Source organism: Streptomyces sp. NPDC015171, assembly GCF_043079545.1.
Taxonomy (GTDB): Bacteria; Actinomycetota; Actinomycetes; order Streptomycetales; family Streptomycetaceae; genus Streptomyces.
In genome coordinates this window covers 34,113-51,133 of sequence record NZ_JBIBUO010000008.1, presented here as the reverse complement: position 1 = coordinate 51,133, position 17,021 = coordinate 34,113, and the positions used below count along the sequence as shown (strand labels likewise).

The 17,021-nt window shown below is 75.2% G+C and carries 5 protein-coding genes and 1 pseudogene; 3 read left to right on the top strand and 3 right to left on the bottom strand.

Going from position 1 to position 17,021, the window contains the following annotated elements:
* Nucleotides 1–44 precede the first annotated feature (44 nt).
* A pseudogene (locus ACF073_RS22360) lies at nucleotides 45–10,201 on the bottom strand (SDR family NAD(P)-dependent oxidoreductase); the annotation flags it as partial.
* Nucleotides 10,202–10,668: 467 nt separating this feature from the next.
* Between ACF073_RS22360 and ACF073_RS22355 the strand changes: the two are divergent.
* Both ACF073_RS22355 and ACF073_RS22350 read left to right on the top strand, forming a co-directional pair.
* Nucleotides 10,669–11,883 (top strand): glycosyltransferase, encoded by a 1,215-nt coding sequence (locus ACF073_RS22355; RefSeq protein ID WP_392072550.1) that lies wholly within the window; start codon nucleotides 10,669–10,671, stop codon nucleotides 11,881–11,883.
* Nucleotides 11,884–12,236: 353 nt separating this feature from the next.
* Nucleotides 12,237–12,710 (top strand): hypothetical protein, encoded by a 474-nt coding sequence (locus ACF073_RS22350; protein ID WP_392072549.1) that lies wholly within the window; start codon nucleotides 12,237–12,239, stop codon nucleotides 12,708–12,710.
* Here the strand turns inward: ACF073_RS22350 and ACF073_RS22345 are convergent.
* Nucleotides 12,674–13,624, bottom strand: a complete 951-nt coding sequence (locus ACF073_RS22345) for a GlxA family transcriptional regulator (protein ID WP_392073145.1) — start codon at nucleotides 13,622–13,624, stop codon at nucleotides 12,674–12,676. The genes ACF073_RS22350 and ACF073_RS22345 overlap by 37 nt on opposite strands.
* A gap of 83 nt (nucleotides 13,625–13,707) precedes the next feature.
* Nucleotides 13,708–14,352, bottom strand: a complete 645-nt coding sequence (locus ACF073_RS22340; protein ID WP_392072547.1) for an HD domain-containing protein — start codon at nucleotides 14,350–14,352, stop codon at nucleotides 13,708–13,710.
* 589 nt (nucleotides 14,353–14,941) lie between these two features.
* On the opposite strand from ACF073_RS22340, the gene ACF073_RS22335 reads away from it, so the two are divergent.
* Nucleotides 14,942–16,924 carry an AMP-binding protein gene (locus ACF073_RS22335; RefSeq protein WP_392072545.1) on the top strand — a complete coding sequence of 661 codons (1,983 nt, stop codon included), beginning with the start codon at nucleotides 14,942–14,944 and terminating at the stop codon, nucleotides 16,922–16,924.
* Nucleotides 16,925–17,021 lie beyond the last annotated feature (97 nt).

The window sequence follows — 17,021 nt, the reverse complement described above, 5'->3', positions numbered from 1 at the left end:
GGTGGACTGCGGTGGGGCCGGGGGCTCGTGGGAGGGTGGGGTCACGCCGAGCCGAGCTCGTTGTCGATGAAGGCGAAGACGTCGTCGGCGGAGGCGTCCTCCAGCCGTCCGGCGACGGCTTCGGCGTCCTGGCCGAGCGTCTTGCCGAGGTCGCCCAGCAGGGCCTGCAGGCGGGTGGTGATGCGGCCCTGCTCGATGTCCTCGGCGGTGAGGTCGCCGAGCCGGGCCGCGACCCGTTCGAGTTCGGCGACGACCGAGTCCACGGAGGTGTCGGCGCCCGCGAGTTCGGTGCCCAGGTGCTTGGCGAGGGCGGCGGGGGTGGCGTAGTCGAAGATGAGCGTGGCCGGCAGCGGCACCCCGGCCGCGCCGCTGATCCGGTTGCGCAGGTCGACCGAGGTGAGCGAGTCGAAGCCCAGGTCGCGGAAGGCGGTGGTCGGCTCGACCGCGTCGGCGCCGCCGTAGCCGAGGACGGCGGCGGCCTGGCCGCAGACCAGGTCCTGCAGGGCGCGGTCGCGTTCGCCGCCGGTGAGTCCCGCGAGCTTCTCGGCGAAGCCGTCGGCCGCGTTCGCCTCGGCGCCGCCGCCCGTGCCGCGCCGGGCCTCGGGCAGCGCGGACAGCAGGGCGCTGGGCCGGCTCGAGGTGAACCCGGGCGCGAACACGGACCAGTCGACGTCGGCGACGGTGACGGTGGTGTCACCGCCGTCCAGAGCCCGGCGCAGTGCGGTGAGGGCGCGCTGCGGGTCGAGCGGGGACATGCCCATCGCGCGGGCGGCCGAGCGGACGGTGCCGTGGGCGGCCATGCCGTCGCCGCCCCAGGGGCCCCAGGCCACCGAGGTGGCGGGCAGTCCGGCCGCGCGCCGGTGCTCGGCGAGGGCGTCGAGGAAGGCGTTGGCGGCGGCGTAGTTGGCCTGTCCTGCGCCGCCGACGGTGGCGGTGAGGGAGGAGAACAGGACGAACGCCGACAGGTCCCGGCCTGCGGTCAGTTCGTGCAGGTGCCGGGCGGCGTCGGCCTTGGGGGCGAGGACGCCGGCGAACCGCTCGGGGGTGAGGGCGTCGAGCACGCCGTCGTCGAGGACGCCGGCCAGGTGCATGACGGCGGTGAGGGGGTGCTCGTCCGGTACGGAGTCCAGCAGCGCGGCGAGCGCGGCCCGGTCGGCGACGTCGCAGGCGGCGAGGGTCACCCGGGTGCCGGTGCCGGTGAGTTCGGCGACGAGGTCGGCGGCGCCCGGCGCGTCCGCGCCCCGCCGGGAGGCCAGCAGCAGATGCCCGGCGCCCTCGGCGGCCAGCCAGCGGGCGACGGCCGCCCCGACCGCGCCGGTGGCGCCGGTGACCAGCACCGTGCCGGACGGCTTCCAGGGGGCGCCGGCGCGGGCCGGGGCGTGTTCGAGGCGCCGGCCGTAGGCGCCGGACTCGCGGACGACGACCTGGTCCTCGCCGCCGGCGTCGCCGAGCAGCGCGGCCAGCCGGGCGAGGGTCTGGGGGCCGATCGCGGCGGGCAGGTCGACCAGGCCGCCCCAGCGGTCGGGGTGCTCAAGGGCGGCGACCCGGCCGAGGCCCCACACCTGGGCCTGGGCGAGGCCGGTGACCTCGTCGGCGGAGCCGTGGGCGACGGCGTCGCGGGTGACGCACCACAGCGGGGCGGTGATCCCGGCGTCCCCGAGGGCCTGCACGAGGGCCGCGGTGGCGGCCGCTCCGGTCGCGGGCGCCAGCAGGGACAGCACACCGTCGACGCCGTCCCGGCCGGCGAGCAGCGCGGCCAGTCCGGTGCGGTCCGCGGACTCCGGTGCCGTGAGGATGTCGAGGCGCAGGCCGCGGTCGGTGAGTCCGGCGAGGACGGCGGTCGTCCACGGGTCGTCGGCGGCGGGGACGACGGCCAGCCAGTGGCCGCCGAGCGCCGGGGTGGCGGCGGGGGCCAGCGGCTCCCAGCCGACGCGGTACCGCCATCCGTCGGCGGCGGCATGGGCCTGCCGCTGCTCGTGCCAGGCGGCCAGGGCGGGGACGACGGCGGCGACGGACGTCTCGTCGTCGACTCCGAGGGTGGCGGCGACGGCGGTCACGTCCTGGTCCCGGACCAGCTCCCAGAACGGGTCGGCCGCGTCGCCGCCCGCGCGGGCGGCGGCGGAGCGCTCGGCCTGGAGGATGGGGGCGTCCTCCCAGTGCCGGTCGCGGCGGAACGGGTAGGTGGGCAGGTCGACCTTGCGGCCCCCGGCGAACACGGCCTTCCAGTCCGGGCCGGTGCCGGTCAGGTGCAGGCGGCTGACGGCGTCGACGAGGGCGGCGTCCTCGGCGCGGTCGCGGCGCTGGGTGCCGATGGCCTCGGGCACCGCGTCCTGCGCCATGGTGGTGAGCACGGAGTCGGGGCCGACCTCCAGGAACCGGGTGGCGCCCTCGGCGGCGAGCGTGGTGACGCCGTCGTGGAAGCGGACGGCCTCGCGGACGTGCCGCACCCAGTAGTCGGGCGAGGTGAGCGCGTCGGCCATGCGCCCGGTGACGTTGGAGACGACCGGCAGCGCGGGCTCGTGGAAGGTGAGGCCCGCCAGCACCTGGCGGAAGGCGTCGAGCATCGGGTCCATGCGACGGGAGTGGAAGGCGTGCGACACCTTCAGCCGGGTGGACTTCTCCACCTGCGCGGCAACGGCGAGTACGGCCTCCTCGTCACCGGAGATCACCACCGAGCGGGGGCCGTTGACGGCCGCGATGTCGACGCCGTCGACGAGCAGCGGTGCGACCTCGGCCTCCGAGGCCAGCAAGGAGACCATCGCCCCGCCGGCCGGCAGGTCCTGCATCAGCCGGCCCCGGGCGGCGACCAGGGCGACCGCGTCCTTCAGGTCCAGGACACCGGTGACGTGCGCGGCGACGATCTCGCCGATGGAGTGCCCGGCGAGCAGGTCCGGGCGGACGCCCCAGTGCTCCAGCAGCCGGTACAGGGCGGTCTCGAAGGTGAACAGGGCCGCCTGCGTGTAGACGGTCTGGTTCAGCGGGGACGCGGCGGGGTCGGCGGCCTCCTCGAACATCACCTCGCGCAGCGGGCGGTCCAGGTGGGCGTCGAAGGCGGCGCAGCTCTCGTCGAAGGCGGCGGCGAACACCGGGAAGGCGGCGTGCAGGGTGCGCCCCATGCCGGGCCGCTGGGAGCCCTGGCCGGAGAAGAGCATGCCGAGCCGGCCGGGTTCGGGAGCCACCACGGCCGCCCGGCTGCCGTCGGCGACGGCCCGCAGACCGGCCAGCAGCTCGTCCCGGTCGCGGCCGGTGACGGCGGCGCCGTGCGGGAACCGGGCGCGGGTGGTGGCCAGCGAGAAGCCCACGTCGTACGGGTCGAGGTCGCCGGCGACCGCGAGCAGCCGCTCGGCCTGGCGCCGGACGGCGTCGGAGCCCTTGCCGGACAGCACCCACGGCACCACGGGCAGCGCGGCGCGCTCGGGGACCGGCTGCCCGGCGTCCGCGGGGGGTGCCTGCTCCAGGATGGTGTGCGCGTTGGTGCCGGAGATGCCGAACGAGGACACACCCGCGCGCCGGGGGCGTCCGTCGGGGGTGTCCCAGGGCTGGGCCTCGGTGAGCAGCTGGATGTCGCCCGCGCTCCAGTCGACGGCGGTGCTGGGCCGCTCGACGTGCAGGGTGCGGGGCAGGGTGCCGTGGCGCATCGCCATGACCATCTTGATGACGGCGCCGACACCGGCGGCGGCCTGCGGGTGGCCCATGTTGGACTTGATGGAGCCGAGCCGGATCGGCTGGTTCTCCGGGCGGTCCTGCCCGTAGGCGGCGATGACGGCCTGGGCCTCGATGGGGTCGCCGAGGGTGGTGCCGGTGCCGTGCGCCTCGACCGCGTCGATGTGATGCGGGGCGAGCCGCGCGTCGGCGAGGGCCTGCTGGATGACGCGGATCTGGGCCGGCCCGCTGGGCGCGGTCAGCCCGTTGGAGGCGCCGTCCTGGTTGACGGCGGAGCCGCGGACGACGGCCAGCACCTCGTGGCCGTTGCGCAGGGCGTCGGACAGCCGTTCCACGAGCAGCATGCCGGCGCCCTCGGCCCAGGCGGCGCCCGCCGCGTCGTCGGAGAAGGAGTGGCAGCGGCCGTCGGGGGAGAGCGCGCGACGCTCGCTGAACTCGATGAACATCTCGGGGCTCGCCATGACGGCGGCGCCGCCCGCGAGCGCCAGCGAGCACTCCCCCTTGCGCAGCGACTGGATCGCCGAGTGCAGCGCGACCAGCGAGGAGGAGCAGGCGGTGTCCATGGTGACGGCGGGGCCCTCCAGGCCCAGCGTGTAGGCGATCCGGCCGGAGACGATGCTGCCGGAGATGGTGCCGCCGACGTAGTCGTGGTGCATCAGGCCGACGAAGACGCCGGTCGGGGTGCCCTTCACGGTGGCCGGGTCGATGCCGGCCCGCTCGAACGCCTCCCAGGTGACCTCCAGCAGCAGCCGCTGCTGCGGGTCGGTGCCGGGCGCGTCCTTGGGGCTGATGCCGAAGAAGGCGGGGTCGCACTCGGCCGCGTCGTGCAGGAAGCCGCCGTGCCGGACGTAGGACTTGCCGGGGGCGCCGGGCTCGGGGTCGTAGATCGCCTCGACGTCCCAGCCGCGGTCGGTGGGGAACTCGGTGACGACGTCGATGCCCTCGTCGACGACGCGCCACAGGTCCTCGGGGGTGCGCACCCCGCCGGGGTAGCGGCAGCCCATGCCGATGATGGCGACGGGCTCGCGGTCCTGCTCCTCCAGCTCCCGTACGCGGCGGCGGCTGCGCTCCAGCTCGGTCGTGGCCCGCTTCAGGTAGTCGCGGAGCTTGCCGGCCGTGGCCGAGTCTTCCATCACTGGGCTCCCAGTTCGTTGTCGATCCTGGCGAAGAGTTCTTCGTCGCTGGCTTCCCGGAAGTCCTGCGGCGCCTCGGGCGTGCCGGTGCGTCCGTGGGTGTCCTGCCAGCTGCGCAGCAGCGCTTCGAGGCGCGCGGTGACGCGGGCGTGGCTGCCGTCCTGGTCGGGCAGGCCGTGCAGGGCGGCTTCGAGGCGGTCCAGCTCGGTGAGCGCGGACCGGGTGAGGTCGGCCGGTCCGGGCACGAGCGCGGACTTGAGGCGGGCGGCGAGGGTGCGGGGGGTGGGCTGGTCGAAGACGAGCGTGGCCGGCAGGGTCAGGCCGGTGGCGCCCGCGAGGAGGTTGCGCAGTTCGACGGCGGCGAGCGAGTCGAAGCCCATCTCCTGGAACGCGCGCCCGGGGTCCACCGACTCCGGCGAGGGGTGCCCGAGCACGGCGGCGACATGGGTGCGGACCAGTTCCAGCAGGGCGCGGTCCCGTTCGTCGTCGGCGAGCCCCGCGAGGCGCTCGCGCCAGGAGTCGGCGGGGGCGCCCGCGACGGTCTCGGCGCCGCGCCGCCTGGCGGGCCGCACCAGGCCGCGCAGCAGCGCGGGCACGCCGTCGGGCCGGGCGCGCAACGCGGCCGCGTCCAGGCGTACGGGCACCAGTACGGCGTCCTCGCCCGCGAGGCCGGCGTCGAAGGTGCGCAGTCCCTGGGCCGGGGTCAGCGGCGGCAGGCCGAGCCGGCGCAGCCGTTCGAGGTCGGCGGCGTCGATGCCGGCGCTCATGCCGCCGGAGCCGGACCACAGGCCGTAGGCGAGGGAGACGGCGGGCAGGCCGAGCGCGCGGCGGTGGGCGGCGAGAGCGTCGAGGAAGGTGTTGGCGGCGGCGTAGTTGGCCTGGCCGCCGCCGACCAGCAGTCCGGCGGTGGAGGACAGCAGGACGAAGGCGGTGAGGTCCTTGTCGCGGGTCAGTTCGTGCAGGTTCCAGGCGGCGTCCGCCTTGGGCCGCAGCACCCGGTCGACCTGGTCGGCGCCGAGGGTGGCCAGCACGCCGTTGTCGACGACACCGGCGGCGTGCACCACGGCCCGGAGGCCGTGCCCGTGCTCGTCGAGCAGCGCGGCCAGGGCGGTCCGGTCGGCGGCGTCGCACCGGGCGAGGGTCACCTCGGCGCCCGACTCGGCGAGTTCGCGGCGCAGTTCGGCGGCTCCGGGGGCGTCGGCGCCGCGCCGGCCCGCCAGCAGCAGCCGCCGTACGCCGTGCTCGGTGACCAGGTGACGGGCGATCAGGGCGCCGAGGCCGCCGGTGCCTCCGGTGATCAGGACGGTGCCGTCCGGGTCCCAGGAGAGCGGGCCGCCGGGCTTGGCTCGGGCCAGCCGCGGCACCCGGACCTCGCCGTCCCGGACCGCCACCTCCGGTTCGTCCGCAGCGAGCGCGGTCGCGAGAGCGGGGCCGGGGGCGGCGCTGCCGTCGCTGTCGATCAGCAGGAACCGGCCGGGGTTCTCGGCCTGCGCGGCCCGTACGAGCCCGTACAGCGGGGCGTGGGTGAGGTCGCCGGCGCGCAGCAGCACGGCGAGCCGGCTGCCCGCGCGGCGTTCGTCGGCCGACCAGTCGCGCAGGGTATCCAGGGCGGCGCTCAGCCGCTCGCGGACCACGGCGGGCAGGTCGGCGACGGTGTCGGGGGCGGCCGGTACGGACAGGACCACCAGGCCGGGCAGCGGGCCGGCGGCGGTGAGGGCGGCCGGGTCCGGGTACCGGGGTGCGTCGAGCCCGAGGTCGTCGGGGCCGCACACGGCCAGGGCGGGCAGGCCGGTGGCCACCGGGCCGGCCGCCGGGACGAGGTCGACCCGGTACAGCGGGTCGTCGCCGTCCCCGGCGAGCTGTTCGGCGGAGACGGGGCGGGCCACGAGGCTGCGGACGGTGGCGACGGGTGCCCCGGCGGCGTCGGCGAGGGCGAGGGTGACGGCGTCGGCGCCGGACGGGGCCAGGTGCAGGCGCAGGGCGTCGGTGCCGGCCGCGTGCAGGGTGACGCCGCCCCAGGCGAACGGCAGCACGGCCTGCCCGCCGGGCAGGTCCAGCAGGTTGACGTGCAGGACGGCGTCCAGGAGCGCCGGGTGCACGCCGAACGCGGCGGCGCCGGCGCGGGCGCTCTCGGGCAGCGCCGCCTCGGCGAACAGCTCGTCGCCGCGGCGCCACATGGCGCGCAGGCCCTGGAAGACCTCGCCGTAGCCGTAGCCGGTGCGGGCCAGGCCGGGGTAGAGGCCGTCCAGGTCGACGGGTTCGGCGTCGGCGGGCGGCCAGGCGGTCAGGTCCGCCGCGCCGGTGTCGTCGTCCGAGGTGTCGTCGTCCGAGGTGAGGATGCCGGCGGCGTTGCGGGTCCACGGGGCATCGGGGCTGTCGGCGCGGCGGGACCAGACGCTCAGCTCCCGGCGCCCGTCCCGTTCGCCGCCGACGGCGACCTGGACGGCGAGTGCGCCCTGCTCGGGCAGGATCAGCGGGGCGTGCAGGGTGAGTTCGCCGATGGTGGCGCAGCCGGTGCGCTCTGCGGCCTGGAGGGCCATCTCCACGAAGGCGGTGCCGGGCAGCAGCACGGTGCCGTGCACGGCGTGGTCGGCCAGCCACGGGTGGGAGGCGAGGGAGAGCCGTCCGGTGAGGACCGCTCCCCCGCTGTCGGGCAGGTCGGTCGCGGCGGTCAGCAGCGGATGGCCGGTGGCGCTCTGGCCCAGCCCGTCGGCGTCGCCGCTGCCGGCGGCGGCCTCCAGCCAGAGGCGTTCGCGCTGGAAGGCGTAGGTGGGCAGAGCGGTCGGCCGGGCGCCGTGCGGGGCGAAGAACGCCGCCCAGTCGACGGCGGTGCCGGCCGCGTGCAGCCGGGCCACGGCGGTGACCAGGTCGTGCTCCTCGTCGCCGTCGCGGCGCAGCCCGGCGACGGTCACGGCGTCCTCGGGCAGGCAGTCCGCGGCCAGGGCGGTGAGGGCGGCGTCCGGGCCGACTTCGAGAAACGTCCGTGCGCCCAGCTCGTGCAGGGTGGCGGCGGCGTCGGCGAAGCGTACGGCCTCGCGCGCGTGGCGCACCCAGTAGCCGGGCGTGGCCAGTTCGCCGGGTCCGGCGAGGGCGCCGGTGAGCGTGGAGACGATCGGGATGCGGGGCTCGGCGAAGGAGCACTGGGCGGCGGCCTCGGCGAAGTCGGCCAGCATCGGCTCCATCAGCGGCGAGTGGAAGGCGTGCGAGACCTTCAGCCGCTTGCTCTTGTCGAACCGGGCGGCGAGCGCGTCGACGGCGTCCTCGGCACCGGAGACCACCACGGACCGGGGACCGTTGACGGCGGCCAGACCGACCCGGTCGTCCAGGTGGGGGGTCACCTCGTCCTCGGTGGCGCGCAGCGCGGCCATGGCGCCGCCCGCCGGAAGGGCCGCCATCAGGGCGCCGCGCGCCCGTACGAGCCGGACGGCGTCCGGCAGGGACAGCACCCCCGCGACATGGGCGGCGGCCAGCTCGCCGACGGAGTGCCCGGCCAGGAAGTCGGGGGTCACGCCCCAGGACTCCAGCAGGCGGTACAGGGCGACTTCGGTGGCGAAGAGGGCGGTCTGCGCGTAGTCGGTGCGGGTGAGCAGGCCGGCGTCGGTGTCGATCACGTCGGCGAGCGGTCGCTCCAGGTCCGGGTCGGCGAGCGCGCACACCGCGTCGAAGGCCTCCGCGTACCGGGGGAACGTCCGGTGCAGGGTCCGGCCCATGCCGAGCCGTTGGGCGCCCTGGCCGGTGAACAGGAAGGCGGTCCTGCCGGCGGACCGGGTGAGCGGGGCGGCGGCGGTGAGCTGGGCGATCAGTTCGCCGGTGGCGCGGCCGACGGCGACCGCGCGGTGCTCGAAGCGGTCGCGGGTGGTGGCCAGCGCGAGACCGAGGTCGGCCGGGCGCGCGCCGGGGTGCGTGTCGAGGTGGTCGCGCAGGCGCGCGATCTGCCCGGCGAGGGCCTTGCGGGTGCGGCCGGTGACGATCCAGGGGACGTGACCGCCCTCCCGTACGGGCGGGTGGTCCGCGTCGTGTTCCCGCGCCGTCTCCTGCTCCTGGGCGGGCGGCTGCTCCAGGACGACGTGGGCGTTGGTGCCGCTGATGCCGAAGGAGGAGACGGCGGCGCGGCGGGGCCGTCCGGCGTCGGGCCACGGGCGTCGTTCCAGGGCCAGTTCGACGGCGCCCGCGCTCCAGTCCACCTGATCGGTGGGGCTGTCGACGTGCAGGGTGGGCGGCACCTCGCCGTGCCGCATGGCCAGCACCATCTTGATGACGCCGGCCACGCCCGCGGCGGCCTGGGTGTGCCCGAGGTTGGACTTGACCGAGCCCAGCAGCAGCGGCTCCGTACGGTCCTGGCCGTAGGTGGCGAGCAGCGCCTGGGCCTCGATGGGGTCGCCGAGCGAGGTACCGGTGCCGTGTGCCTCGACGACGTCGACATCGGCGGGGGTGAGGCCGGCGCCGGCCAGTGCCTGCCGGATGACGCGCTGCTGGGACGGTCCGTTGGGGGCGGTCAGCCGGCTGCTCGCGCCGTCGGAGTTGACCGCGCTGCCCCGGATGACGGCGAGCACCGGGTGGCCGTTGCGCTGTGCGTCGGCGAGCCGTTCCAGCAGCAGCATGCCGGCGCCCTCGCCCCAGCCGGTGCCGTCGGCCGCCGCGGCGAACGCCTTGCAGCGGCCGTCGGCCGCGAGTCCGCGCTGTCGGCTGAAGTCGACGAACGTCTCCGGTGTGGACATCACGGTGACCCCGCCGGCCAGGGCGAGCGAGCACTCGTCCGACTGCAGCGCGCGCACCGCCCAGTGCAGGGCGACCAGGGAGGAGGAGCAGGCGGTGTCGACGGTGACCACCGGGCCTTCGAGGCCGAAGGTGTAGGCGACGCGTCCGGAGGCGATGCTGGCGGCGCTGCCGTTGGCGAGGTAGCCGTCGAGGTCGTCGGGTACGGAGGCGAGGCGGGTGGCGTAGTCGTTGTACATGACGCCGGCGAACACGCCGGTGCGGCTGCCGCGCAGGGAGGCGGGGACGATTCCGGCCCGTTCGAAGGCCTCGTGCGAGGTCTCCAGCAGCAGCCGCTGCTGGGGGTCCATGGCGAGGGCCTCGCGGGGGCTGATGCCGAAGAAGTCGAAGTCGAAGTCGGCGGCGTCGTGCAGGAATCCGCCGGTGCGGGCGTAGGTCCTGCCGGGCCGCGCCGGGTCGGGGTCGTAGAGGGCGTCCACGTCCCAGCCGCGGTCGGCGGGGAAGTCCGACACCGCGTCGGTGCCCGACGCGACCAGGTCCCACAGTTCCTCGGGGGTGGTGACGCCGCCCGGGTACCTGCATCCGATGCCGACGACGGCGACCGGGCCGTGCGCGCGTTGCTCGTTCTCGCGCAGCCGTCGCCGCGCCTCCCGCAGGTCCGCGGTCGTCCGCTTGAGGTAGTCGAGCAGTTGCTCTTCTTTAGTCACCAGCGCGCCATCCGATCGAGATCGAAGTGAGGGCCTCGGCCGTGCGGACAGCCTCCGGACGGATTCCGGTCCGCTTCCCCTCCGCTGTCGGAGGCTAGGCAAGCGGCGATGACGCAAGACACCCCTACGGCCCCCAGGGGGCCCCGGCGACTGCTAAGGGGTCCCCCTGAACGGCTGTTCCGGGGTGGGGGGAAGGGGCGGGTACCCCTACGGGGGGCTCACCAGGGGCCGGGGGGCGGGGGGATCGCATGGAGGTCTCGGAAGGCATCACGGGCCCGCGGGGGGTGTCGGGGGCCGGGTGACTCCGCGCGGCGCACGACAAAGGCAAGGAGTTCCCACTCCTTGCCACTATCAACCTATAGCGCACCGGGGGGCTTGCGGCAAGGCCCCCGTCGTGCCTCAAGATGGGCGGCCGAAGCCAGAACCTGGGGAAATCGGAGATTTGCAACGTGCGTGTGGTGTTGTCTACATGGGGATCGCGCGGGGATGTCGAACCGGTGGCGGGACTCGCCGTGCGGCTGCGGGAACTCGGCGCGGAGGTGCGGGTGTGCGCCCCGCCGGACCAGGAGTTCGCGGCGCTGCTCGACCGGGTCGGGGTGCCGCTGGTGCCGCTCGGTCCGACGGTGCGCTCGGTGGTGGGCGGCGAGCGCCCGCCGACGACGGAGGACGCGTTCCGGCTCGCGGCCGAGCTGGTCGCCGCGCGGTTCGACACGCTCACCGCGGCGGCCGAGGGGTGCGACGCGCTGCTGGCGACCGGCCTGATGCCGGCCGGCGCGCGCTCGGTGGCCGAGAAGCTGGGCATCCCCTACGTGCTCGCGGTCTTCCACACGTTCGGGCTGCCTTCGCGGCGCTTCCCTCCGGGGCGGCGGCCCGGACTGCCGTCCGCACCGGAGGAGACCGACCTCAAGGTGCTGTGGCGGCAGGACGCCGAACGCGTCGACGCGCTGTACGGCGGGGCGCTCAACCGGCACCGGGCGGCGATCGGACTGCCACCGGTGGACAACGTCCGCGACCACGTCCTCACCGACCGGCCCTGGCTGGCGGCGGACCCGGTCCTGGCCCCGTGGCAGGGCATGACGGAGCTCGACCTCGTACCGACCGGACCGTGGATCCTGCCGGACGAACGCCCGCTCGCCGAGGAGCTGGAGGCGTTCCTGGACGCCGGTGCGCCCCCGGTGTACGTGGGCTTCGGCAGCATGGCCCTGCACACCTCGCCGGACCTCGGCCGGGTGGCCATCGAGGCGGTCCGCGCGCAGGGCCGCCGGGTCCTTTTGGCCCGCGGCTGGGCCGGCCTGTCCCTGATCGACGACCGGGACGACTGCTTCGTCGTCGGTGACGTCAACCATCAGGCGCTGTTCCGCCGGGTGGCGGCCGTCGTGCACCACGGCGGCGCCGGCACCACGACCACGGCCGCCGTGGCCGGTGCGCCGCAGCTGGTGGTGCCCCAGATCGCGGACCAGCCGTACTGGGCCGGCCGGGTGGCCGCGCTGGGCATCGGCGCGGCGCACGACGGCCCGGCCCCGACCGTGGAGTCCCTGTCGGCCGCTCTCCGCACGGCGCTGGCCCCCGCGACCCGCGCCCGCGCGACCACCGTGGCCGCCCGGATCCGTACCGACGGGGCTGCGGTGGCCGCGAGACTCCTGCTCGACACGGCCGCCCGCTGACGGCCGCCCAAGTCCGCGCGGCGCTCCGCGGGCGGGTGCGACACTCCTGATCGCCGTCGCGCCCTGGTTCGGCGTGCTGCCGGGCAGTGCCTTCCTGGCCGAGCCCCGCACCCGGACCAACGTGGTCGGCAGCGTCGTCGCGCTCGCCGGGACCGCTGCGGTCGCCCTGGCCGGCGGGGTGTCCGGCTGCACGGCGGCTTCGCCGGCGGTCCTGGCCGCCGCTGTCGTCCAGGGCGTCCACCACTTCGCGGGCAAGCCGCCGCCGCGGTACACCGGCGTGGAGGCCGCCGCGTACGCCACGGCGGCGGGCGCCGGTTCGCCTTGGGCCGCTCGTGCCCACGACGTTCGGTGCCGTGGCCCATGCCCCGGCGGGCGCGCTGCCGCCGGTCCTCTCCCTCGGGTCCCTCGGGCCGCTGCCGTCCGCGCTGGGCTTCGCCGTCCGGGGCTGCGCCGTCGCGCGGCTGCCGCTCGCCGTGTCCACGGGCGCCCTGTACCTCGTGCCGCCCGCGGCGCTGGTCGTGTCGTTCGTCCGGCTCGGCGAGACTGCGCGGGTCGTGGAGGTCCTCGGCGGTGCCGTGGTCGTCGCCGGGGTGCTTCTCCTCGACCGCCGCCCCGACCGCCCCGCCCCCTCCCCGGCCAGGGCGCGGGGCCTCAGGCCGTCGCCGCGCCTGAGCGCTCCGCCCGGCGCGGGTGCGCGGCTGATCCCCCACCGTGCCGACAACCGGGCTGCCGGGCTGCCGGGCCGCCGGGCCGCCGACGGAGCGTCTCCACCGCGGAGTTGCCGTGCGCGTCACCGCGGAGCCGTCGTCCGAAAGCGCGCCCGGTAGACGGTCGGCGAGATGCCCAGCGCGTTCTGGAACGTCCGCCGCATCGCCTCCGCCGAACCGAAGCCGGCCCGCGCCGCGATGGTGTCGACCGGCTCGGTGCCGGCCTCCAGCAGGGCCTGTGCCGCTTCGAGGCGGACCGACTCGGCGTAGCGCCCGACCGTCATCCCGGTGTGCGCCCGGAACAGCCGGCTCAGGTGGCGTACGCTCACGCCGGCCATGCGCGCCAGAGCGGTCAGGTCATGGGCCGCGCTCGGGTCGGTGCCGACGAAGTCCATCACCTGCCGGACGACGGGGTGTGTGGATTCGCGCAGCGTCAGCCGCGCGCTGAACTGGGACTGGCCGCCCGGCCGTGCCATGAAGACCACGAGTTCCCGTGCCACCTCGCGGGCCATGTCGGGGCCGTGGTCCTCCTCGACCAGGGCAAGGGCGAGATCGATGCCCGCCGTCACTCCGGCCGAGGTGATCACATGGCCGTCGCGGACGAACAGCGCGTCGCTCTCCACGGTCACCAGGGGGTAGGCGAGCGCCAGTTCCCGGGCCAGCCGCCAGTGCGTGGCCGCCCGGCGGCCGTCGAGCAGGCCGGCCGCGGCCAGCATGAAGGCGCCGGCGCAGACCGAGGCCACGCGGTCGGCCCGCCCGGCCAGTTCCGCCGTACCGGCGACCAGGGCCGGGTCGGCGACGGCTTCGCGCCAGTTCCGCCGGCCCGGCACCACGAGCGTGCCCAGCCGTCGCGGCAGGTCCTGCGACCGGGTGCTGGCGTCCAGCAGCACCTGGGCGGAGGTGGCCACCGATCCGCCGGTGGCGGAGACGATCCGGACGTCGTACCGGGCGCCATAGGTGTTCGCCGTCGTGAAGACCTCGGCGGGTCCGGCCACGTCGAGCAGCTGTACGCCCGGGAAGGTGAGGACCGCCACGACGTGCCGTGGGCGGGGGCCGCCCACCGGGGCCGCGGTGTGTCGCGTGTCGCTCACCGGGGCCGCGCCGTGTCGCGTGTCGCTCACTCCGGCCACGGCGATTCAAGGATGGTCCGCACGAAGTCACCTCGCTCGAATCCTGGCACATAGTGCTCCAGCACGTCCGCCTTCACGTTCCCGAAGGTGGTCTCGGGCTTGGGGCGGATGCCCGCGGTGAAGGCGTCGAGGATCCGCCGCTTGAAGTCGGGGCGCGGGTGCAGCCGGACGACGGCCTCGCGGTCGGCGGCGGGGAGGTCCGCGTATCCGATGCCGAGCACGTCGTACTCCACGCCCGCGGTGACGAGCGCCACCTCGGGCTCCATGAACTCCGGGACGCCCGGCGTGGTGTGCAGGGCGATCGCCGTCCACACCCGCCGGATGCTGTCCTCGGGGACCTCGTGGTCCCGGAGGAAGGCGCGGGCCGCGTCCGCTCCGTCGACCTCGAAGCGCCGGCCGCTGTCGTGGAAGCGTTCGCCGAGGCCGAGGTCGTGGAACATGGCGCCGATGTACAGGAGCTCCGGGTCGAAGCCGAGGTCGCGTCGGCGGCCCTGCAGCGCGCCGAACAGATAGACACGGCGTGAGTGGTGGTAGATCAGATCGTTCGTCTCGTCCCGCACCAGCTGGGTCGCCTCCCGCGCCAGCTTGGTGTCCGGCACGCTGACGCCGCCGACTGCGAACTCGTCCGTCATCGCTTTTGCACCTCGTGTCTGCCAGGGGTACGAGCGCGGTCGCGCTGTCATCCCAGTGTTCGCCGCGCGGCACGGCGGCACCATGTCCGCGGGGACAGGCAGCCCACACATCCGGACACCCACCGGACACGCGGCCCGCGCCGTGCCCGCCGAGCGCCCCGGTGTACAGGGCCGAAACCCATCGGTCTCCTGTCATGTTTAAGACACGACCATCTGCGCGGGGCCGGGTCCCGACCGCGCCGCCCCCGCGCCCGGCGGGGCCGTAGCGCGGTGCCAGGGAAGCGGCTGGTGCGCCCGTGCCGGGGGTGCGGTCCGCTCGCCCTGCCTGCGGGAACGGTTCTTCAGGCCGCCAGCCGCCGTCGCCCGCGCCGGAACGCGCCTCGCCGCTCCGCCGGGCACGTCGAAACATTTCGGCAATGCCAAAACAAGATCTATTCCCCCGCCTCGGTGGCAGAATATCGGCGACCGCTGTTCACGGGCTCCGACGACTGGATTGACGCGGCCTGGACCTGGTTTTAGTGTTGCCCCTCGTGCGGCCAGCAGGTAGCTGAACGAAACAATCTCATTCGCGCCCGGAGGAGCGGTCAGTATGCCCGCAATCTCGTCGCCGGCACCCCCCACTCTCGCTCATTTACTTCAGCACAGAGCGCAGGAAAAGCCCGACGCCACCGCATACGTTTTTCTCGCCGACGGCGAGGACGACGTACGGACGATCAGCTACCGGGAATTGTTCGCCGGCGCCGCCGACGTGGCGGGCGCGCTCGGCGAGCGGGGCGAGCGGGCGCTGCTGCTGTTCCCGCCGGGCCTCGACTACATCACCGCGTTCTTCGGCTGCCTGCTCGCGGGGGTCGTGGCCGTACCGGCCTACCCGCCGCAGGACGCGCGCAGCCTCGGCCGACTGGACGCCATCGTGGCCGACGCGGGCGCGGCCACCGCTCTGACCACACACGATCTGCTGCCGCTCGCACGGTCGGCGCTGGACGCCCCGCTGACGTGGATCGCCACCGACGCGCCGGCGGCCGACGCCGCGCCGCCGGCGGCGGGCGCGGCCGGCACCCACCCCGTCACGGCGGCGTCCGAAGATCTCGCTTTTCTCCAGTACACCTCCGGCTCGACCCGGCTTCCCCGCGGCGTCATGCTGACGCACGCGAACCTCATGCACAATCTGGCGGCCATCTATCAGGCGTTTGCCGGGACCGCTCACGACGTCATGGTCAGCTGGCTTCCCCCGTATCACGACATGGGACTTATCGGCGCCATCCTCGAACCGCTCTACGGCGGATTTCCGGGCATTCTGATGTCACCGCTGCATTTCCTGCAGAAGCCGTACCGCTGGCTGCGGGCGATCTCTGTACACCGGGGCACGATCAGTCCATCCCCGAATTTCGGATACGAGCTGTGCCTGCGGAAGATCGACGACGCGCAGCGGGCCTCTCTCGATCTCGGCTCCTGGCGTGCGGCGGTGAACGGCGCCGAACCGGTGCGGGTGGAGACGGTCGAGCGGTTCGCCCAGCGGTTCGCCCCGGCCGGCTTCGCTCCCGCGGCCATGCGCCCCAGCTACGGACTGGCGGAGGCGACCCTGCTGGTGACGGCCGACCCGGTCGGCGAGAGCGTACGCCGCTTCCCGGTCGAGGGTGTCTCCAGGATCGGCTGCGGGACCGCTCGCGGCGCCCAGTCCGTCGTCGTGGTGGACACGGGCACGCTGGCACCGGCCGAGGCGGGACGCGTCGGTGAGATCTGGGTGTCAGGTCCCAGTGTCTCCACGGGCTATTGGGGTCGCCCCGCCGAGAGCACGGCGCTGTTCGGCGCCACCCTGCCGGACGGCCGTGGCCCCTATCTGCGCACCGGCGATCTCGGCGCGCTGGACGGGGAGGGCGCGCTCGCGGTCACGGGCCGGCTCAAGGACCTGCTGGTGCTGCGGGGCCGCAATGTGTATCCGGACGACGTGGAGAGTGCCGCCGAGCGCGGCCACCCCGCCCTGCGCCCGGGCTGCGGGGCGGCCTTCACCGTCCCCGTGGACAACGAGGAGCGGCTGGTCCTGGTGTGCGAGGTCGCGGACGGCGCGGACACCGGCGCCGTCGCCCTCGCCTGCCGCCGCGCGGTGCGCGAGGAGTGCGACGCCGACCTCCATGAACTGGTCCTCATCCCGCCCCGCACCATCCCCAAGACCTCCAGCGGCAAGATCCAGCGGCGTGCGACCCGCGAGGCGTACCTGTCCGGGACGCTGTCCCGGACCGGCGGCTGGCGGCCCGAGGCCACGCCGGCGGCCTCCGGTGCTCCGGTATCCGCACCCGCGCGTACGCCGCTGGAGGCGCTGATCGCCGGCATCTGGGCGGAGCTGCTCGGACAGGCCGAAGTCGGCGTCCACGACGACTTCTTCGCCTCCGGCGCGCAGTCCCTCCTCCTCTCCCAGCTCGCCGTACGCATCGAGGCGGAGCTGCCGGTACGCGTCACGGCCGGCGACCTCTTCCAGGCGTCGACCGTCGCGAAACTGGCCGAGCTGCTGGAGAGCAGACCGCTCACCGTCGACGACGAGCAGATCGCCGGACTCATCGCACGCGACAACGGCTGAACACGCACACGCGCCGAACCTCAACGGCTGGACAGCACACACCGCACTCCTTCGACCGAGGGCCTCACCGTTCCGGACGCACGCCGAACCCAGGGGG